Origin of the sequence: Corallococcus sp. bb12-1, from assembly GCF_026626765.1 — a bacterium.
GTDB lineage: Bacteria > Myxococcota > Myxococcia > Myxococcales > Myxococcaceae > Corallococcus > Corallococcus terminator.
Genome location: NZ_JAPNJZ010000006.1, coordinates 1 through 23359 on the forward strand (window position 1 = coordinate 1; position 23359 = coordinate 23359).

Sequence of the window (23359 nt, forward strand, 5' to 3'; positions counted from 1 at the left end):
GGCACCCTGCCTCCCGAGGACCACGAGGCGGCGGTGCACCGGCTGGCGCTGGAGGAGACGCGCCGGCCCTTCGATCTGGGCAACGGCCCCCTGCTGCGCTCCCGCTTGTTGCGGCTGGCCCCGGAGCACCACGTGCTGGTGCTGGGCATGCACCACATCGTGTCCGACGGCTGGTCCGTGGGCGTGATGGTGCGCGAGGTGGCGGAGGCCTATGCGGCGTTCGCCTCCGGGACGACGCCCCAGCTCCCGGCCCTGCCCGTGCAGTACGCCGACTTCGCCTCCTGGCAGCGCGGTTGGCTCCAGGGCGACGTGCTGGCGCAGCAGGTCGCGTGGTGGAAGGAACAGCTCGCCGGGGCGCCGCAGGTCCTGGATCTGCCCATCGACAAGCCGCGTCCCTCGCCGCGCTCCCCTCATGGCGCGCTGCTCCCCCTGCACCTGCCCCGCGTCCTCAGCGATCGCCTGGGGGCGCTCGCGCGACAGGAGGGCGCCACGTCGTTCATGGCGCTGCTGTCCGTGTGGCAGCTGCTGCTGTCGCGCTACAGCCGGCAGGAGGATCTGCTGGTGGGCTCGCCCATCGCGGGTCGCAACCACGGTGAGCTGGAGGGACTGGTCGGCTTCTTCGTCAACACGCTGGTGCTGCGCGCCCGCGTGCGTCCGGAGGACTCGTTCCGCGCGCTGCTGACGCAGGTGCGCGACACGACGCTCGCGGCCTACGAGCATCAGGACCTCCCGTTCGAGAAGCTGGTGGAAGAGCTTCAGGTCCAGCGCGACCTGGGCCGCACGCCGCTGGTACAGGCCCTCTTCGCGCTGCAGAACACGCCCGGTGGAACGCTCGAGGTGCCGGGCCTCACGCTGCGGATGCTGGACGTGGACACGGCCGCGGCGCGCTTCGATCTGGGCCTCGTGCTCGCGGAAGCCCCGGACGGTCTTCGCGGCTTCATCGAATACGGCACCGCCCTCTTCGACCGCGACACCATGGTCCGGCTCGCCGGCCACCTGCGTGTGTTGATGGAGGCCGCGGTCGCGAGCCCGGACGTGCCGCTGTCCTCGCTGCCCTGGCTCACGCCGGCCGAGCGCCAGCAGGTGCTCGTCGACTGGAACGACACCGCCCACCCCTACCCCTCCGACAGCAACGTCTCGGCGATGTTCGCGGCGCAGGTCGCGCGGTATCCGGACGCCATCGCGGTGGAGTCCGAGGACGAACGGCTGACGTTCGCGCAGCTCGACGCTCGGGCCAACCAGCTTGCCCATGAGCTGCGGGGCCGGGGCGTGGGGCCGGACGTGCTGGTGGCGCTGTGCCTGGAGCGCTCGGTGGTCTTCGTCGTCGCCGCGCTCGGCGTCATCAAGGCCGGCGGCTGCTACGCGCCGATGGACGCTTCGTATCCCGCGCAGCGGTTGACCTTCATGTTGGAGGATTCGCGGCCGAAGCTCGTCCTCTCCACGCGAGCCCTGCGGGGGCGGCTGCCCCTTGCCGACGATGCCTCCCTGACGTGCCTCTTCGTGGAGGAGCTGCCCCTGGCCTCCCATCCGGTCACCGCGCCGGAGGTGGACGTGGGCCCGCGCAACCTGGCCTACGTCATCTTCACGTCCGGCAGCAGCGGGCGGCCCAAGGGCGTGGCCAACGAACATCGGGGCCTGCTGCGCCTGATGCACGCGATGCCCTACGCGCGCTTCGGCCCCGCCGACACGACGCTGCTCTTCGCGCCCATCTCCTTCGACGGCTCCGTGCTGGAGCTGTGGCTCCCGCTGCTGCATGGCAGCCGGCTGATCATCTTCCCGGCCCAGGCCGTCGCGGGCGACATGGACGCGCTCGCCCGGGTGGTGGAGCGCCACGGCGTCACCTTCGGCCACCTGCCGTCCGGACTCTTCGCGCAGCTCGCCGAACACCGGATGGACATCCTGCGGCGCATGCGCGAGCTGAACGTGGCTGGGGAGATCGTCTCCGCGCCCCACGTGCGCAAGGCCCTGGAGTCGCTGAACATCCAGATCACCAACGGCTATGGGCCCTCCGAGTGCTCCGTCGTCGCGTCCACCTACACGGTGGAGCGGCCGGATCAGTTGGTGCCGGGGCTGTCGGTGCCCATCGGTGCGCCGCTCTACAACACGCATGCCTACGTGCTGGATGCGCGGCTGCGCCCGGTACCGGTCGGCGTGCCGGGGGAGCTGTTCCTCGGCGGTGAGGGTCTGGCGCGGGGCTATGTGTCACGCCCCGACCTGACAGCAGAGCGATTCATCCCGGATGCGCAGGGCACCACGCCCGGCGCCCGGCTGTACCGCACGGGCGACATGGTCCGCTGGCTTCCCACCGGGGTGCTGGAGTTCCTGGGCCGCGCCGACCACCAGGTGAAGGTGCGCGGCTTCCGCATCGAGTTGATGGAGGTGGAGGCCGCCCTGCGCCACCTGCCCGCCGTGCAGGAGGCGGTCGTGGTGGTGCGCGAGGACGTGCCCGGCGACAAGCGGCTCGTGGCCTACCTGCTGCCCCGGGAAGGCCACCCGCTGGACTCCGCGTCGCTGCGCGCGGGCCTGCGGCAGCGGCTGCCGGAGTTCATGGTGCCGTCGGTGTTCGTGATGCTCGCCACCCTGCCCCTGAATCCCAGCGGCAAGGTGGACCGCAAGGCCCTGCCCGCGCCGGACGCCGCGACCACTGGCCGTCAGGGACGCTTCGTCGAACCCACCGATCCGCTGGAGCAGCGGATGGCCGCCGTCTTCGCCCGGGAGCTGGGTGCCGACCGCGTGGGCGTGCACGATCAGCTCTTCGAGGATCTGGGCGGCACGTCGCTGTCCGTGGTGCGCATCGCCGCGCGCCTGCGCGAGGAACTCCAGCGCGAGGTGCCCGTGGTGTGGCTCTTCGAGCACCCCACCGTGCATGACCTGGCCCGACGCCTGGAGCGCGAGTCGGCAGGCCTCTCGGCCTCCTCCGAACCCGTGACGCCGGCGCCCGCGCACCGTCCGAGCGAGGCGCGGAAGTCCGCCACCTCCGGCTCCATCGCGATCATCGGGCTCGCGGGTCGCTTCCCGGGCGCCATGTCGGTGCAGGAGTTCTGGAGCAACCTGCGCGGCGGCGTGGAGTCCATCCGCCGCTTCACGCCGGAGGAACTGGAGCACCTGCCCGGGCTGCCGGAGGGGCTGGAGCTGTGGCACCACCCGGCCTTCGTCGCGGCGGGCGGTGTCATCGAAGGCGTGGAGAAGTTCGACCACGCCTTCTTCGACATGCCCCTGCGCGAGGCCCAGTTCACCGACCCGCAGCAGCGGCTGTTCCTCCAGACGGCCTGGGCGGCGCTGGAGGACGCGGGCGTGGATCCGGACCGCTTCCCGGGTGCCATCTCGCTGTACGCGGGCGCCACGAGCTCCGGCTACGCGGACGCCGTGCGCCAGTCGATGCCGCTGGACGCCGCCTCCTACATGGAGCTGCACGGCACCGCCACGCACGAAAGCCTGGCGACGAAGACGTCCTTCAAGCTGGGGCTCACGGGTGAGAGCACGCTGCTCTACACCGCATGCTCCACCGGCCTCGTCGCGGTGCACCTGGCCTGCCAGAGCCTCCAGGTGGGCCAGTCCGACGTGGCGCTCGCGGGCGCGACGCGCCTGTCGGTGCCGCAGCGCACGGGCTACGTGTACCAGGATGGACTCATCTTCTCGCCGGATGGCCATTGCCGCGCCTTCGACGAGAAGGCGCAGGGCACGCTGGCGGGCAACGGCGTGGGCGCGGTGGTGCTCAAGCGCCTGGAGGACGCGGTGCGGGATGGCGACGCCATCTACGCCGTCATCCGGGGGTCGGCCATCAACAACGACGGCCGGCATAAGTCCGGCTTCACCGCGCCCAGCGTGCTGGGGCAGGCGGCGGTCGTCACGCAAGCACTGACGAAGGCCGGCGTGTCACCGGAAGCCATCGGCTACGTGGAGGCCCATGGCACCGCGACGCCGCTGGGCGACCCGATTGAAGTGGCGGCCCTGACGCGCGCGTACGGCCTGGGAGCGGAGCACCAGGGCACCATCGCGCTGGCGTCGTTGAAGACGAACATCGGCCACCTGGACACGGTGGCGGGCCTCGCGGGCCTCATCAAGGTCGCGCTGTCGCTGCACCACGGCGAGATCCCGCCCAGCCTCCACTTCGAACGGCCCAACCCGCAGATCGACTTCGCGGCGAGCCCGTTCTTCGTCAACACCCAGCTGCGCTCGTGGCCCCGGGGGGAGACGCCCCGCCTCGCCGCGGTCAGCTCGTTCGGCATTGGTGGCACCAACGCCCACGCCATTCTTGAGGAAGCACCCATGCGGCAGAGTGGCTCCACCACGCGTTCCCACCAGCTCGTCGTGCTGTCCGCGCGCACGCCCGAGGCGTTGGAGGCGGCGTCCCGTCAGCTCGACGCGCACGCGCAGGCAAGTGGGGCCGAGCTGTCCCTGGCGGACCTGGCCTTCACGCACGCGGTGGGCCGCAAGGTCTTCGAATTCCGCCGCGCGCTGGTGGTGAAGGACGCGGAGGACCTGGCGAAGCAGCTGCAGAAGCCGGCGACGGCCGCGAAGGGCACGAACCGCGCGCCGCGCGTGGCGTTCGTGTTCTCCGGCCAGGGTGCGCAGCAGGTGGGCATGGGACGCGAGCTGGCGGAAGCCTCGCCGCTGTTCCGCGCGCACCTGGACGCGTGCCTCGCGCTGATGGATGCGCCACTGCGGGAGCGCGTGTCGGCGCTGCTGCGTCCGGCGGAGGGCGCGGACGTCACGGCGAGCCTCGCGGACACGCGCGTGGCGCTGCCTGCGTTGTTCAGCGTGCAGGTGTCGCTGGCGCGGCTGTGGAAGGACCTGGGCGTGGCGCCGCACGCGGTGCTGGGGCACAGCTTCGGGGAGTACGCGGCGGCGTGCGTGGCGGGCGTGCTGTCCCTGGAGGACGGGATGCGCCTCGCGGTGGCGCGCGGGGAGTTGATGCACCGCATGCCGCCGGGGGCGATGCTCGCGGTGGCGCTGCCGGAGACGCAGGTGGTGCCACTGCTGACGGGCCGGCTGACGCTCGCGGCGGTGAACGCGCCGGACCGGTGCGTGGTGTCCGGGCCTGTCGACGAGGTGGAGCGGCTGAAGCAGGAGTTGGAGCGCCGCAAGGCAGGCGCGGTGCGCATGCCCGCGCCGCATGCGTTCCACTCGGCGGACGTGGAGCCGCTGATGCCGGAGCTGGCGCGGGTGGTGGGTTCGCTCCACCGCTCGGAGCCGACGGTGCGCTACGCGTCCAGCCTCACGGGGACGTTCGTACGGCCGGGGCAGCTGACGGAGCCGGGGTACTGGACGGAGCAGATGCGCCAGCCGGTGCGCTTCACCGATGCGGTGGGCGCGCTGCTGGAAGAGGGCTGCGGGGTGTTGCTGGAGGTGGGGCCCGGTCAGGACCTTACGCCGCTGGTGCGCGCGAGCCTGGGGCAGGACCGCGACCGCGTCCGCGCGCTGGCCACGCTGCGGCGGGGTGGGACGACGACGGAGCCGCAGGGCTGGCTCCAGGGCGTGGGCGAGCTGTGGACCGCGGGTGTCGCCGTGGACTGGAGCGCTTTCTACGCGCACGAGCAGCGCCTGCGGTTGCACCTGCCGACGTACGCGTTCCAGGAGAAGGACGTCTGGGTCCAGGCGCGAGCCCGCGCCCTGCCCTCTTCGTTCATGCCGCCGGGCGCGCCCTTGCGTGCGCCGCAGCCCGTGTCCGGGGCGACCGTCACGGCTCCGGCCCAGGGCTTCGCGGCTCCGCCTGCCGCCACGTCCGGGACGCATGGCACTTCGTCGCCGTCCACGGAGGTCGCATCCACGGGTGAAACCTCGTCCTTCGCGTCGGCGCCCTTCGCCGGCCGCGCGCCCACCACCGGATCGGGCCCCGCCGCGCTGGCGCCCACGGGTCGCGTGGCCACGGTGACACTGTCACCCACCGAAGCCCCGGAGCACGCGGGCCCGCCGTCTGCGCACCTCCATGCCCCGACGGCCAGCGCCATGCCGCCGCCAGTGTCCGTGCCCGGCATCGCGCAGTCGCTCCACGAGGGGGCGTTCCAGCCCACGGGCTCGGGTTCCCCTGCGGCGCATGACATCGCGCGTCCCCTGCTGCCGGGACTCTCCGCTCACACCGCCTCCGAACCCCTGGCCGTCGTTGCCGTCCCCGCGGGCCGCGAGGGCGCACCGCGCGGTGACGTGGAGGAACGCGTGGCCGCGCTGTGGCGCGATCGCCTGGGCCTGGACTTCGTCGGCCGGGAGGAGAACTTCCTCGAAATCGGCGGCAACTCACTGACGGCCGCCCAGCTGCTCAACCAGGTGCGTGACACCTTCGGCGTGCAGCTTCCGCTCGCCGCGCTCTTCGAAGCCCCCACCGTCGCGGGCATCGCCCAGCGCCTGGAGCCGCTGCTGCTCCAGGCCCCCCAGGCCCAGGTGTCCGTGGAGCTGCCCCTGGTGCCACTGGAGCGCACCGGGGAGCTGGCCCTGTCCTATGTGCAGGAGCGCGTCTGGCGACTGGAGCAGCACCTGCCCGGCCTGTCCGCGTACAACATCCCGTTCGTGCTGCGGCTCGAAGGCGTCGTGAACGCCGACGTGTTGGAGCGTGGCATCCAGGAGATCGTCCACCGGCACGAAGCCCTGCGCACCACCTACGACACGGTGGACGGCCGGCCCGTACAGCGCTTCCACGACCACGTTCACATCCCGCTCACGCGCGTGGAGCTGCGGGGACCGCTGGAGACGCGCGAAGCCGAAGCCCTGCGCATCGCCCGCGAGGACGCCGCGGCGCCGTTCGACCTCGTCCAGGGTCCCGTGATGCGCTCGACGCTCGTGCGCCTGGAAACGCACGTGCACATGCTGGTGGTCGGCATCCACCACATCGTCTGCGACACGCTGTCCGTGACGCTCTTCGTCCACGAACTGGGCCAGTTCTACGACGCCTTCATCGAAGGCCGTCCGTCCCCCCTGCCCCCGCTGCCCCTCCAGTACGCGGACTTCGGCCAGTGGCAGCGCCAGAGCATCGCCGAAGCGCGCCTGCCGGAGCAGGAGCAGTGGTGGCGTCAGCGGCTGGCCGGCATGCCCCGGCAGATCGACCTGCCCACGGACCGGCCCCGCACCGCGCACAGCACGCTGAACTCCGCGCGCATGACCATGGAGATGCCGTCCGCGCTCGCCCGGGAGCTGTCGGCCTTCTCCCGGCGCGAGGGCTTCACCCCGTACATGACCGTGCTCACGGCATGGCAGACGCTGCTGCACCGCTACAGCGGCCAGACGGACCTCATCGTCGGCACGCCCATCGCCAATCGCACCCGGCCAGAGCTCTTCCCGCTCATCGGCTACGTGGCGCATTCGGCCGCGTTCCGCACCCGCTTCGTGGGCGACCCGACCTTCCGTGACCTGCTGGCCCAGGTGCGCGAGGAGGTGGCGGACGCCCAGGCGCGGCCGGACGTGCCCTACGAATACCTGGTGGAAGCGCTCGTGCCCGGCAAGGACATCGGTAAGGGCCGCATGGCCGACTCCGTGTTCGTCTTCCACTCTGGCGCCAGCGCGGGCGGGATGACGCTGGAACTCAACGGGATGCGCGGCTCGCTGGTGGAGGTGCCCGGCACGCCCGTGCAATGGGGCGGCACGCTGGCCGACCTCACGCTGGTGCTCTCCGAGTCCCCCGGCCGCCTCCACGGCGTGCTGGAGTACGCGACGGAGCTGTTCGACGCCGCGTTCGCCGAGCGCTTCATGGCGCACTTCCAGGTGCTGCTGTCCGCCGCGCTCACCAGGCCCGACACGCAGGTCTCCCACCTGCCGCTGTCCACCGAGTCCGAACGCCGCGCGTGGCCGAATCTCCGCACCGTGTCCGGCTTCACCTCCGTGCCCGCCCTCCTGGCGGACCGGCGCGCCCGTCAGTCGGACGCCGTCGCCGTGTCACGCGGTGACGTGCACTGGACCTGGAGCCAACTGGGCACCCAGGTGCGGACGCTGGCGGAGCGGCTGCGGTCGCTCGGGGTGCAGGACGGCGCGCCCGTGGTCGTGAGCCTGCTGCCCTCTCCGGAGAAGCTCATCGCGCTGTGGGCGGTGCTGGAGGCCGGCGGCGCGGTGGTCGCGCTGAGCCCCACGGACCTGGGCGGCGTGTCCCTCTACGCCCCCGACGGCGCGCGCGTGCCGGCGCTCGTCACCACTCGCGAGCTTGTCGCCTCCATGCGCGTGGAGGCCTCACGCACGCTGTACGTGGAAGACGTCGCCGCGCCCACCGATGCCGGAACCCCGGCGGTGTCGGGTCGAGGGAGTGCTGACACCCTGGCGTGGCTGCTGCCCATGGGCGCGGGTCAGCCCGCATGGGCGCTGGGCCACCTGGAGCTGGCGGAGTTCTTCCTCGCGCTGGACGCGCGGCTGTCCCCCACCGACGGCGGCGCGTGGCTGGCCGCGGGCGAGGCCGCGGCGGACCGTCCGGACCTGGAAGCGCTCTGGGCCCTCTCGCGCGGGATGCGCGTGGTGTTCCCGTCGGAGCAGGTGACGGCGCGGCTGGTGAACGTGGGAGGCGCGGGGCGCCGGGCGAAGGCCATGGACCTGAGCCTCATCTACTTCGCCAACGACGAGGACACCCTCACCGGCCCGAAGTACGAGCTGCTCATCGAAGGCTCGAAGTTCGCGGACGTCAACGGCTTCTCCGCCGTGTGGACGCCGGAGCGGCACTTCGCCTCCTTCGGCGGCCTCTACCCGCAGCCGGCCGTGGTGGCCGCGGGCATCGCCACCGTCACGAAGAACCTGCGCCTGCGCTCCGGCAGCGTGGTGCTGCCGCTGCATGACCCGCTGCTCATCGCGGAGCAGTGGTCCGTGGTGGACAACCTGTCGCAGGGCCGCGTGGGCATGTCGGTGGCGACGGGCTGGCACGTGCACGACTTCACCTTCGCGCCGGGCAACTACGAGGACCGGCGCAACATCCTGCTCAAGAACCTGAAGACGCTGCGAGCGCTGTGGCGCGGCGAGAAGGTGACGCGGCCGGCGGGAGCGGGCACGACGGTGGAGCTGGCGCTGCGCCCGAAGCCCGTCCAGAAGGAACTGCCGGTGTGGCTCACCGCCACGGCGAACCCGGAGACGTTCCGGCTGGCGGGCGAGCTGGGCGCGGGCGTGCTGACGGGCCTGATGTCGCACTCGCTGGAAGAGCTGAAGCCGAAGGTCGCCCTCTACCGCGAGGCGTGGCGGCGCAACGGCCACCCGGGCCGGGGCCACATCACGGTGATGCTGCACACGTACCTGGGCGACGACGAGGCGGAGGTGTGGCGCGTCGTGCGCCAGCCGCTGCTCGGCTACTTCCGGGGCTCCACGGACATCGTCACGTCGCTGCTGGTGGCCCAGGGCTACCAGGGGGAAATCAACAAGCTGTCGCCCGACGACATCAACGCGCTCTTGGAGCACACCTTCGAGCACCACGCGCGGATGACGGGTCTGGTCGGCTCCATGGAGAGCGGCCTGAAGCGCCTGCGCGAGGTGCAGGGCGCGGACGTGGACGAGGTGGCGGCCCTCATCGACTTCGGCCTGAGCACCCCGGTGGTACTGGAGGGCCTGCGCCGGCTGGCCCGCGTGCGCGAGCTGCTGGAGAACGAAGGCGTCGCGCGGCAGGAGCAGGTGCTGGTGGAGAGCGGCCAGGGCGTGGAGAGCCTCCTTTCGCTGGCGAAGCTGTCCGGCGCGGTGCTGGTGCACACGTCGGCCCGCCTCGCGCGTTCACTGACGGAGCTGCCCGGAGCGCGTGACTCCCTGGGCTCCGTGGGTGCGCTGGTGCTGGAGGACGCGTCCGCGGAGCTGGCCTCCGCGCTGCAACGGAGCGCGGGCGTGGACGTGTGGCTGTCCGGTGGCGCCGTGGAGGGCGCGCTGTTGCCCCGTGCGCCGGGCGAGCGCATCCCGAAGAGCCTCCAGACGTGGGTGCTGGATCCCTCCGGACAGCCGGTGCCCGAAGGCGTGGTGGGAGAGCTGGCCCTGTCGGGCGCGGGTCTGCCCCGGGGCCTGTGGAAGGCCGAGGCAGAAGAACACCGTCGGCTGGTGCCCCACCCGACGGAGGTCTCCGCGCGGCTGTACCGCACCGGTCGCCATGCCCGCCTGCGCGAGGATGGCCGCGTGGAGCCGGTGACGCTGCCCTCGCGCCTGCCCGCGCCCACGGCGCGTCCCAAGGTGGAAGCGCCCCGCCCCGCCGTGGCCCCGGCCGTGCCTGGCGCGCCGCCGCCCATCCCCCGGGTGCCCCGGAACCAGCCGCTGCCGCTGTCCTTCGCGCAGCAGCGGCTCTGGTACATCCAGCAGCTCAACCCCCAGAGTGGCGCCTACAACAACGCGACCACGTTCCGCCTGACAGGCGACCTGGACGTCGCCGCGCTCCAGGCGGCGCTGGACGAACTGGTGGCCCGGCACGAAGTGCTGCGCACCACGTACTCGTTGGAGGGTGAGAGCGCGGCGCAGATCATCCACCCGGCGCGCGGCCTGCCCCTGGCGCGGCTGGACGTGGCCGGGGAGACGCCCGAGGCCCGCGAGGTGGAGCTGGCGCGCCTGTGCCTGGCCCACGCGGTGATCCCCTTCGATCTGGAGAAGCTCGTGATCCGCGCGCAGTTGCTGCGCCTGGAGCCGAGGATGCACGTGCTGGCGCTGGTGCTCCACCACGCGGTGTCCGACGCGTGGTGCACCATGGTGCTCGCGGGCGAACTGACGGTGCTCTACGCGTCGTTCACCGCGGGGAAGCCGTCGCCGCTTCCGCCGCTGCCGGTGCAGTACGCGGACTACGCGGTGTGGCAGCGCCAGTGGTTGGAAGCCGGCGTGATGGAGGAGCAGCTCTCCTGGTGGAAGCAGCGCCTGCTGGGAGCGCCCGTGCTGGAGCTGCCCACGGACCGGCCGCGTCCGGCGGCGCAGTCCTTCGCGGGCTCGCGCTACAGCTTCCAGTTCCCGGCCGACGTGGCGGAGCCCCTGCTGGCCCTGGGTCGCAAGCAGGGCGCCACGTCGTTCATGGTGATGATGGCCCTCTTCCAGACGCTGCTGTCGCGCCACTCGGGGCAGGACGACTTCGTCATGGGCACGCCCATCGCGGGTCGCACGCGCCCCGAGGTGGAAGGGTTGCTGGGCTGCTTCGTCAACACGCTGGCCTTCCGCACGCAGCTGGAGGGGACGCCGTCGTTCGGTGCGTTGCTGGGCCGCGTGCGCACCCAGGCGCTGGAGGCCTACGCGCGCCAGGACGCGCCGTTCGAGAAGGTCCTGGACACGCTCCAGTTGCCGCGCGACCTCAGCCGCACACCGCTGTTCCAGGCCGTCCTCAACGTGCTCAACACGCCGGAGGCCAAGGCCCAGCTGCCGTCGCTGGAGCTGACCCCGGTGGACGTCTCCACGGACACGGCCAAGTTCGACCTGGGTCTGGATGTCTGGGAAAGCCGTACGGGGCTCTCCTGCCGCTTCGAGTACCCCACCGCCCTCTTCGACGAGGCGACCGTGGCCCGGATGGCGAGGCACCTCGTGGCGCTCGCGCGGCAGGTCGCCGCCCACCCGGAGGCGCCGCTCGCGCACCTGCCGTTGATGGACGCGGTGGAGCGCGCGCAGGTGCTGGTGGAGTGGAACGCGACGGGCGGCGAATACCCGCGCGACGCGTGCATCCAGGATCTGTTCATGGAGCAGGCCGCGCTCCGGCCGGACGCGGTGGCGCTGGAGTTCGGGGATGCGCGGCTCACGTATGGGGAGCTGGATGCGCGCACGAACCAGTGGGCGCACCTGCTGCGCGAGAAGGGCGTGGGGCCGGATGTGCTGGTGGCCGTGTGCCTGGAGCGCTCGGTGGAGCTCATCGTCGCGCTGCTCGCCATCCTCAAGGCCGGTGGCGCGTACCTGCCGCTGGACGCGGCGTACCCGGCGCCCCGGCTGGCCGCGATGCTGGAGGACGCGCCGCCGAAGCTGCTGCTGACGACGCAGGAGGTGCGCGCGAAGCTGGACGTGGATGACTACCTGCCCTGCCTCTTCGTGGAGAAGCTGGGACTGGACGGGCGGCCCACGTCGCCTGTGAAGGCGGGGACGCACGCGCGCCACCTGGCCTACGTGGACTTCACGTCCGGCAGCACGGGCCGTCCGAAGGGCGTGGCGGTGGAGCACCGCAACGTGCTGCGCCTCCTGCACAACGCGTCCTACGTGGACCTGGGGCCGGACACGGTGTTCCTGCACATGGCGCCCATCTCGTTCGACGCCTCCACGCTGGAGATCTGGGCCCCGTTGCTCTTCGGCGGGCGTCTCGTCGTCTTCCCGCCCAGCTCCCCGTCGGACCTGGAGTTGCTGGAGAGCATCCTCCAGCGGCACGGCGTCACCACGATGTGGCTGACCGCGGGCCTCTTCGCGCAGGTGGTTGAGTTGAAGCCCGAAGCCCTGCGGGGGCTGCGGCAGATCCTCACCGGCGGCGACGTCGTCCCGCCGCACCACGTGCGCCGCGTGTTGGAGGGCCTGGGCATCCCCGTCAGCAACGGCTACGGCCCGACGGAGACGACGGTCTTCGCCTCCACGCACCGCATGACGGACGCGGCCCAGGTGGGCACGTCCATTCCCCTGGGCCGGCCCATCAACGCGACGCAGCTCTACGTGCTGGATGCGCACGGGCAGCCGGTGCCCCCGGGCGTTCCCGGTGAGCTCTTCATCGGCGGTGATGGCCTGGCGCGCGGCTACGCGTCGCGTCCGGATCTGACCGCCGAGCGCTTCGTCCCAAACCCCTTCTCCTCGACGCAGGGCGAGCGCCTGTACCGCACCGGCGACCTGGCGCGCTGGCGTCCGGACGGGGTGGTGGAGTTCCTGGGCCGCGTGGACCACCAGGTGAAGGTGCGCGGCTTCCGCATCGAGCTGGCGGAAGTGGAAGCCGCGCTGCGGACCCACGCGTACGTTCGGGAGGCCGTTGTGGTGGTGCGCGAGGACGTGCCCGGCGACAAGCGGCTGGTCGCCTACTTCGTCGCGAACCAGGACCTGGAGCTGGACCCGGCCGTGCTGCGCACGTTCCTTGAGCAGCGGCTGCCGGAGTACATGCTGCCGTCGGCGTTCGTGCCCCTCACGGCCCTGCCGCTGACGGCGAACGCGAAGCTGGACCGCAAGGCCCTGCCGGCCCCCGAGGGCCTGCGCGCCTCGCGGCGTGAGTACGTCGCGCCCCGTACGCAGATGGAGCAGCGGCTGGCGGGGATCTGGACCCAGGTGCTGCGCGTCGAACGCGTGAGCGTCGACGACAACTTCTTCGATCTGGGCGGCGACTCCATCATCAGCATCCAGGTCGTCGCGCGCGCGCGTCAGGCCGGCGTGCGGATCTCCGTGCGCGACCTCTTCCAGCACCCCACCCTGGGCGCGCTGGCGAACGTGGCGAAGGTCAGCGCGGGCAGCCTGGCGGAACAGGGCCCCGTGGTGGGCTCGGTGCCCCTCACGCCCATCCAGCTCGAACTGCTGGAGGGCGATCCTGAACACGCCCACCACTTCAACATGCCGCTGCTGCTGCGGGCCCGTCAGCCGCTCCAGGCGGCACTCCTGGAGCAGGCGCTCCAACTGCTCATCTCCCACCACGATGCCCTGCGCCTGCGCTTCAGCCGTGAGGGTGACTCCTGGCGTCAGCACAACGCCTCGCTCGAGGAGGCTCCGTTCCGGTTGCTCCAGGTGGATCTCTCCGAAATCCCGACGGAGGCCCGTCCTCGTGTCATGGAGGAGCAGGCGGACCGGCTCCAGGCGAGCTTCGATCTGGCCCAGCCTCCCCTGGTGCGCGCCGCCCTCTTCCACTTCGGCCCCGGGCGGGAGCAACGGCTGCTGCTCATCATCCACCACCTCGTGGTGGATGCCGTCTCCTGGCGCGTGCTCATCGAGGACCTGGAGGCCGCGTACCTGCAACTGAGTGAGCGGCGCCCCGCAGTGCTTCCTGGCAAGACGACGTCCTTCCTGTCCTGGACGCGCCGGCTGGAAACCCACGCCCTCTCCGATGCGCTGCACGCCCAGACGGCGCTGTGGCTGGACGAAGCGCGCCACGACGTCGTCCCGCTCCCCGTCGACGCTTCGGGTGCCAACACCCATGGGTCGCAGCGGGCAATCTCCGTCCAACTGGACGCGGAGGAGACCCGGCTGCTGCTTCAGGAGACCCCCGCGGGCTGGCGGGCCCGGATCAACGACGTGCTGTTGACGGCGCTCGCGCTCGCGCTGCGCGAATGGACCGGCCAGTCGAGCGCGCTCATCGACCTGGAGGGCCATGGCCGCCAGGAGCTGTTCGCGGACGCGGACGTGTCGCGCACGGTGGGCTGGTTCACGTCGCTGACGCCCGCGCTGCTGCGGCTGCCCCCCGGGGGCACCCCAGGCGACAGCCTGCGCGCGGTGCGCGATACGCTGAGCCAGTGGCCCGACCAGGGCATCGGCTTCGGATTGCTGCGCTTCATGGGGCCCGCGGAAGTCCGTCAGCGGATGGCGGCCTTCCCCCGGGCGCAGGTGGCGTTCAACTACCTGGGCCAGCTCGACGGCGCATCCGACGCCAGCACGCTCTTCACGCTGGGGGATGAGGCGGCCGGCACGACGGTGGCCCCCCAGGCCCTCCGGACGCACCTGCTGATCGTCAACGGCTCGGTGCGGGATGGCCAGTTGGGCATGTTCTTCGGTTACAGCCAGCACCTGCACCACGCCTCCACCGTCGAGGCCCTGGCGCAGCGCTTCGTTTCGTCGCTGCGCACGCTCATCGCGCAGCGGCACTCCGAGGACTCGCGCCGGATGACGCCGGGCGACTTCCCCCTGGCGCGCATCTCCCAGCCCGCGCTCGACACGCTGTTGGCCTCGCAGGGGCCCACCGTGGAGGACCTCTACCCGCTCTCCGCGCTCCAGCAGGGCATGTTGTTCCATGTCCTCGCGACGCCGGAATCCGCCTTCTATTTCGAGCAGCGCACCTGGTCGATCCACTCGGCGGTGGACATCGCGTTGTTCCAGAAGACGTGGCAGGCGGCGGTGGACCGCAACCCCATCCTGCGCACGGGCTTCGCGTGGCGGGACCTGGAGGCTCCCCTCCAGGTGGTGCACTCGCATGCCGTGCTGCCATTCGACGTTCACGACTTGCGGCACCTGTCCCCGGAAGCGCAGCAGGACGGGCTCGCGCGGTTGGTGGAGGTGGAGGCCGAACGCAATCGCGGCTTTGACGTGTCGCGGCCCCCACTGATGCGGTTGGTGGGCGTGCGCCTGGCGGATCAGCACTGGCACTTCATCTGGAACCACCACCACCTGCTGTTGGACGGCTGGAGCTCCGGCCTGTTCTTCCAGGAGGTCTTCGCGCTCTACGACACCTTCCGTTCAGGAGCGACGCCCACGCCCCCGGCGAGGCCTCCGTTCCGGGACTACATCGCGTGGTTGCAGCGGACCGACGCCGCCGAGGACGAGCGCTTCTGGCGCGCCCGGCTCTCCGGCCTGTCCGTCCCCACGCCCGTGCCCGCCGAGCAGCCCTCGACCGCGCGGCCCGGCGAGCCCTCGAAGCAGGACAGCATCCGGCTGTACCTGTCGACGGAGGACACCACGGCCCTCCAGGCGTTCGCGCGTCAGCACCAGTTGACGCTCAACACGCTGGCGCAGGCGGCGTGGGCCCTGGTGCTCGCGCGCTACGCAGGCACGCAGGACGTCCTCTTCGGCACTACGCTCGCGGGCCGTCCTCCGGAGCTTCCGGGCGCGGAGGCCATGCTGGGCATGCTCATCACCACGCTGCCGGTGCGCATCCAGCTTCCCGACGAGCACGCGCCCCTGCTGCCCTGGCTCCAGTTGCTCCAGGAGCAGCAGTTGGCCCTCGAGCAGCACCAGCACACGCCGCTGGTCACCGCGGCGGGCTGGAGCGACATGCCGCGAGGCATCGCGCTCTTCAACACCCTGATGGTCTTCGAGAACTTCCCCATCGATGAGTCGCTGCTGAAGCGCTCCACGGAGCTCGACATCCGCGACCTGCAGGCAGGGGAAAGCACCCACTATCCCCTCACGGCCTCGGTGCTGCCCGGCAGCGATCTCCAGCTCCACCTGGGCTACGACACGCACCGCCTCACGCGGGACGCGGTGGAGCGCGTGCTGGGTCACTGGCGCCTGGCGCTGTTGTCGCTGGCCCAGGCCGACGCGCGCCTGTCCGACGTGTCACTGCTCGCGCCCGACGAGCAGGTGCGGCTGCTGGGTGGGCTGTCCGGCGAAGCCCTGGACTTCGAGCGCGACGCCACGCTGCACGGGCTCATCGAAGAACAGGTGGCCCGCACGCCGGAGGCGGACGCGGTGGTGTTCGAGGACACGACGCTGTCCTTCCGCCAGCTCGACGCGCGCGCCAACCAACTGGCCCGGCACCTGCGTTCGTTGGGCGTGGGCCCCGAGGTGACGGTGGGCCTGTGCCTGGAGCGGTCGGCGGAGGCCATCGTCGCGTTGCTCGCCGTGCTCAAGGCCGGAGGCGCCTTCGTGCCCCTGGATCCGACGGCCCCCGCCGCGCGCAAGTCGTTCCTGCTGAGGGACTGCGGTGCGTCCGTGCTGCTCACTTCGCGCGCCCTGGCGGACGCGTGGAAGCCCGACGTGGCGCACGTGGTGCGCCTGGACTCCGAGCAGGCTCAGGCGTTGCTGGCATCGCTTTCCGGGGAGGCCCTGCCCGCGTCGGCCCGTCCGGAAGGCCTCGCGTACGTCATCTACACGTCTGGCTCCACCGGCACGCCCAAGGGCGTGATGGTGCAGCACCGCTCGGTGCTCAACCTGCATCGCTCGCTGACGCGGACCATCTACGCGGGTCTGCCGCGCGCTCAGCGCATCACGGTCAACGCGCCGCTGTACTTCGATGCCTCCATCGAACAGGTCATCCAACTGCTCGACGGCCATTGCCTGGTCGTCGTCCCCGAGGACGTGCGCCTGGATCCGGAGCGGATGCTCCCGTGGCTGGAGCAGCGGCGCATCGACGCGCTGGACTGCACGCCCTCGCAGCTCAAGCTCCTGCTGGCGGCGGGGCTGTTGGAGCGCGCGCATCTACCGGCCCTGTTGTCGGTGGGCGGTGAGGCGCTGGACGAGGTGATGTGGCGGCAGCTCGCCGCGACGACGCGCACGCGGGTCTTCAACGGCTACGGCCCCACCGAGTGCACCGTCAACGCCACGACGTTCCCCCTTCAGGATGCCCCCCAGACGGTCCCCGTCATCGGCAGGCCCGTCCATAACCTGCGCGCCTACGTCCTCGACGCGCGGCAGCAACTGGTGCCCTTCGGCCTGCCGGGCGAGCTGTGCTTCTCCGGCGAAGGCGTCGCGCGCGGCTACCTGGGCCGGCCGGAGCTCACGGCGGAGCGCTTCCTGTCCGATCCGTTCAGCACCGAGCCTGGAGCGCGCCTGTACCGCACGGGCGACAAGGCCCGTTGGCGGGAGGACGGGACGTTGGAGTTCATGGGCCGCCTGGACTTCCAGGTGAAGGTCCGTGGCTTCCGCATCGAGCTGGGGGAAATTGAAGCCACCCTGCGCTCGCACCCGGGTATCCGAGACGCGGTCGCGCTGGTGCGCGAGGACGTGCCGGGCGATGCGCGCCTCGTCGCGTACGTCGCGCCGGAGGTGGACACCGCTCCCCTTCGTGAACACCTGCGCAAGCACCTGCCCGAGTACATGGTGCCCGCCGCGCTGGTCACCCTGCCCGTCCTGCCGCTGACGCCCAATGGCAAGGTGGACCGCAAGGCGCTGCCCGCGCCGGAAGCCTCGCAGCTCGTGGCGCGGACCTACGTGGCGCCCCAGACGCCCACCGAGGTCGCCCTGGCCACGTTGTGGGGCGAGCTTTTGCGCGTGCCCGCGGTGGGCCGGCACGACAACTTCTTCGAGCTGGGGGGCCACTCCCTGCTGGCCACGCAGGTGGTGTCACGCATCCGCTCCACCCTGGGCGTGGAGCTCCCGTTGGGAGACCTCTTCCGCGCGCCCACCGTGGCGGAGCTGGCCGAGATGATGGCCCATGCCGCCCGCTCCAAGACGCCGCCGCTCACCCGGGCGGATCGGACGGTGGCGCCGCCGCTGTCGTTCGCGCAGCAGCGCCTGTGGTTCATCGACCAGTTGGAGCCGGGAAGCTCCCTCTACAACATGCCGCTGCCGCTTCGGTTCACCGGCGCGGTGGATGAAAGCGCGTTGCGCCAGAGCCTGGACGCGCTGATGGCCCGACACGAGGTCCTGCGCACCACGTTCCGCGTGGAAGCGGGCCAGCCCGTGCAGCACATCCATGCCGGGGCCACCGCGCCCTTCGAGTCCGTGGACCTGACTGGCATCGAGGACGCGTTGGAGCGCCAGGCCGAAGCGAAGCGGCTCGGCATCGCGGAGTCCCGCCGTCCATTCAACCTGGAGCAGGGCCCGGTGATGCGCGCCCTGCTGCTGAAGCTGGATGCGGAAGAGCACGTGCTGGTGCTCCACCTGCACCACATCGTGTCCGACGGCTGGTCGCTGGGCGTGCTCGTGCGCGAGATGACGGCCCTCTACGAAGCCTTCCGCCACGGTCAGACGCCGGCCCTGCCGGAGCTGCCGGTGCAATACGCGGACTACGCCGTGTGGCAGCGCGGCTGGCTCCAGGCCGACGTGCTGGAGGCGCAGCTCGGCTGGTGGAAGCAGCAGCTCGCGGGGGCTTCCCACGTGCTGGACCTGCCCACCGACAAGCCGCGTCCGGCCGTCGCCACCCGGCGCGGCGACGCGGTGCCCGTGCACCTGCCGCGCGTCCTCGCCGAGAAGGTGGAGGCCCTGGCGCAGAAGGAAGGCGCCACGCCGTTCATGGTGCTGCTGGCGGCGTTCCAGACCGTGCTGCACCGCTACTCCGGCCAGGACGACGTGCTGGTGGGCTCCCCCATCGCGAACCGCCGTCACGCGGAGACGGAGGGCCTGATTGGCTTCTTCGTCAACACGCTGGTGCTGCGTGGAAGCTTCGGCGCCCGGACGACGTTCCGGGAGCTGCTGGCGCAGGTGCGCACCACGACGCTGGGCGCGTACGAACACCAGGATCTCCCGTTCGAGCGGCTGGTGGAGTCACTGCAAACGACGCGCGACCTGTCCCGCACGCCGCTCTTCCAGGTGCTGTTCGCGCTCCAGAACGCGCCCCTCCCGGAGCTGGTGCTGCCCGGCTTGTCCGTGAAGGCCGCCGACATCGGGGGACGCGGCATGTCCCAGTTCGAGCTGAGCCTGGACCTCGACCGTGCGGCGGATGGCTTCGTCGGCATCCTCGGCTACGCGACGGACCTGTTCGAGCGCTCCACCGTCGAACGCCTCATGGCGCACCTGCGGTTGCTGCTGGAGGCCGCGCTGGAACGGCCCGACGCGCCGCTCGCAGCCCTGTCCTTCGTGGGCACCGAGGAGCGTCAGCGACTGCTGGGCGACCTGGGTGGCACCGTCGCGGACTTCGACCGCGAGTCCACGCTCCACGGGCGCATCGAAGCGCAGGTGGCCCGCACGCCGGACGCGGAGGCCGTGGCCTTCAAGGACACGACGCTGTCCTTCCGCCAGCTCGACGCGCGCGCCAACCAGCTCGCGTGGCACCTGCGCTCGTTGGGCGTGGGCCCCGAGGTGACGGTGGGCCTGTGCCTGGAGCGGTCGGCCGAATCCATCGTCGCGCTGCTCGCCGTGCTCAAGGCCGGCGGGGCCTTCGTGCCCCTGGATCCAACAGCGCCCGCCGCGCGTCGCTCCTTCATCCTGCGGGACAGCGGTGCCTCCGTGCTGCTGACTCGCCAGGCGCTGGCGGACGCGTGGCGGCCCGAGGTGCGCGAGGTCGTGTGCCTCGACACCGACCGGAAGGCATGGACGGAGTTGTCGTCGGAAGCGCCGTCGTCCAACGCGGGGCCGGAGAGCCTGGCCTACGTGCTCTACACGTCGGGCTCCACCGGCAAGCCCAAGGGCGTGGCGGTGCAGCACCGCTCCGTGATGCACCTGCACCAGGCCATGACCGACGCGGTCTACGCCCAGGCGCCGCGGGGCCTGCGCGCGAGCCTCAATGCACCGCTCTACTTCGACGTGTCCGTCGGACAGCTCGTGCAGCTGGTGGATGGACACTGCGTGTGCGTGGTCCCGGAGGACGTGCGTCTGGATCCGGACCGGATGCTCGCGTGGTTGGAGCAGCAGCGCATCGACGTGCTGGATTGCACGCCGTCGCAGCTCAAGCCGCTGCTGGAGGCGGGCTTGCTGGAGCGCCCCCACGTGCCGGCGTTCGTCGTCGTCGCCGGTGAGGCGGTGGACGAAGTCACCTGGCGCATCCTCGCCGGGTCGACGCGCACGCGCGCCTTCAACGCCTACGGCCCCACCGAGGGCACCGTGTACGCCACCTCGTGGTGCATCACGGGGGCGTCGCAGCCGGTGCCCGTCATTGGCCGGCCGCTCGTCAACATGGGCGCGTTCGTGCTCGACGCGAACCTGAACCCCGTGCCCATGGGCGTGCCCGGGGAGCTGTTCATCTCCGGCGAGGGACTCGCGCGCGGCTATCGCGGGCGGACGGACCTGACGGCGGAACGCTTCATCCCCCACCCCTTCAGCACGCAGCCCGGTGCCCGCATGTACCGCACGGGCGACAAGGCGCGCTGGCGGCAGGACGGGACGCTGGACTTCATGGGCCGCCTGGACTTCCAGGTGAAGCTGCGCGGCTACCGCATCGAGCTGGGTGAGATTGAAGCCACGTTGCGCGCGCACCCGGGCATCCGGGACGCGGTGGCGCTGGTCCGCGAGGACGTCCCGGGCGATGCACGCCTCGTGGCCTACGTCGTGCCGGAGGTGGAGACCGCCCCGTTGCGCGAACACCTGCGCAAGCACCTGCCTGAGTACATGGTGCCGTCCGCGTTCATCGCCCTGCCCTCCCTGCCCCTGAATCCCAACGGCAAGGTGGATCGCAAGGCCCTGCCCGAGCCGAAAGCCACGCGGCACGACACACGCACCTTCGAGGCGCCGGAGACGCCGACGGAGATCGCCCTGGCCGTGCTGTGGAGTGAGGTGCTGCGCATCCCCACCGTGGGACGGCACGACAACTTCTTCGAGCTGGGTGGCCACTCGCTGCTGGCCACGCAGCTGGTCGCCCGCGTGCGAGCCCACTTCGGGGTGGAGCTGCCCCTGCGCGCGTTCTTCGAGCGGCCCACCGTGGCCGCGCTGGCCGCGCTGATTGATTCGTTCCAGGGTCCCGATGGTACGGGCGCGTCCCTGCCTCCGCTGGTGCGTGGGGAGCGGCCGGACGTGCTCCCGCTGTCATTCGCCCAGCAGCGGCTGTGGTTCATCGAGCAGCTCGGCACGGCGGGCACCGCGTACAGCCTGACGAACGCGCTGAAGCTCGAAGGCACGCTGGACACCATCGTGCTCCTGGCGGCGTTCGACGAGTTGGTGCGCCGTCACGAATCCCTGCGCACCACCTTCCATTCGGATGAGGGCGCGCCGTCGCAGGTCATCCACCCGCCCTTCCCCATGCCTCTGCGGAACGTGGACCTCACGGTCCTGGCGTCGAAGGAGGAGCGTGAGGCCGAGGCCCAGCGGCTCGCCCTCGAGGAGTCGCGGACGCTGTTCGATCTGGAGCAGGGCCCGCTGTTCCGCGCGCTCCTGTTGAAGCTGGACCCCCACGAGCACGTGCTGGTGCTCAACACGCACCACATCATCTCCGACGGTTGGTCCGTGGGCGTCCTGGTGCGGGAGGTGGGCGCGCTCTACGCGGCCTACTCCACGGGCCAGCCCTCACCTCTGCCGGAGCTGGCGGTGCAGTACGCCGACCACTCGCTCTGGCAGCGCGGCTGGCTCCAGGGTGACGTGCTGGAGCAGCAGCTTGGCTACTGGCGCGGGCAGCTCGACGGCGCCGCGCCGTACCTGGACCTGCCCACGGACCTCCCGCGTCCGGCGCATCAGTCCTTCCTGGCGGCGGATGAGCGCGTGGAGCTGTCGCGCGAGCTGGCCGACGCGTTGGAGACCCTGGCGAAGCAGGTGTCCGCCACGCCGTACATGGTGCTGCTGGCGGCCTTCAAACTGCTGCTGCACCGGTACTCGGGCCAGGAGGACGTGCTCATCGGTTCGCCCATCGCGGGCCGCCGCCACGCCGAGTCCGAAGTCCTCATCGGCTTCTTCGCCAACACCGTCGTCATCCGCACGCAGGTGGAGGACACGCTGACCTTCCGCGAGCTGATCGCGCAGGTGCGCACCACGACGCTGGGCGCCTACGAACACCAGGATCTCCCGTTCGAGAAGCTGGTGGAGGTCCTGAAGCCCGCGCGGGATCTGCGCCGCACGCCGTTCTTCCAGGTGACGTTTACCCTGCAGAACGCACCGATGCCGGAGCTGGTGCTTCCGGAGCTGAAGCTCCGGGGATTGGACCATGATCCGGGCACCATCCTCTTCGACCTGCAGCTCGTGCTGACCCAAGTGCCTGACGGGTTCACGGGCTGGCTGCTCTACAACTCGAGTCTGTTCCTCCCCGAGACGGCGGCTGGCCTGGTTCAGCGCCTGCGGTTGCTGCTGGAGGCCGCCGTCCGCGCACCGGACACGCGGCTGTCCGATCTGCCCCTGCTCACCCATGAGGAGCGCCGACAGGTCCTCGTCGAATGGAACCGCACGTCCCGTGAGTACCCGCGTGACGCCTCCGTGGCCGGGCTCTTCACCGCGCAGGCCGCAAGGACGCCGAATGCGCCCGCGCTGAAGTCCGGGGAGAAGACGCTGACGTACGCGGCGCTGGACCGCGCTTCCAACCAGCTGGCGCACCACCTGCGCCGGTCGGGCGTGAGGCCCGGAGACCGGGTGGGCCTGTGCCTGGAGCGCTCGTTCGAGCTCATCGTGGGCATGCTCGGGATCCTCAAGGCCGGCGCGGCCTACGTGCCGGTGGAGGCGAAGTACCCGGCGGACCGCATCAGCTGGATGTTGCAGGAGGCGGGCGTCAGCGTGCTGGTGACGCAGGAGTCGCTGGCGGATGAGTTGCCGGCGGTGGCGGACCTCCAGGTGCTGCTGGACGCGGACGCGGCGGTGATTGCGAAGCAGCCGGAGACGGCGCTGGGGCTGGAAGTGCCGGCCGAAGCGCTGGCGTACGTGATGTTCACGTCGGGCAGCACGGGGCGTCCGAAGGGCGTCAGCGTGCCCCAGCGCGGCATCGTGCGGCTGGTGCGCGGCAACGACTTCATCCACTTCGGGCCGGAGGAAGTCTTCCTCCAGTTGGCGCCCGTGGCGTTTGACGCGTCCACGCTGGAAGTGTGGGGAGCGCTGCTCAACGGCGCGAAGCTGGTGCTGGCTCCGGCGAAGGCCTTGTCCTTGGAAGAGACGGGGGCGCTGCTCACCACCGAAGGCATCACCACGCTGTGGCTCACCGCCGCGCTCTTCGAGCAGATGGTCATCCATCAGGGCGAAGCGTTGGCGGGCGTGCGGCAGGTGCTGGCGGGTGGCGACGTGCTGCCGGTGGAGCGCGTGCGTGAGCACCTGACGCGGATGCCGTCGGGCTCCGTGCTCGTCAATGGCTACGGCCCCACGG

Annotated in this window: 1 protein-coding gene (cut by a window edge); it reads left to right on the forward strand. The window is 71.3% G+C overall.

The annotated features are described in order from the left end of the window. Positions 1-23359 carry part of the coding region annotated (locus OV208_RS10660; protein WP_267573729.1) for a non-ribosomal peptide synthase/polyketide synthase on the forward strand (this coding region is incomplete at its 5' end). Its footprint extends 14396 nt past the window's final position, so 23359 of the 37755 annotated nt are shown.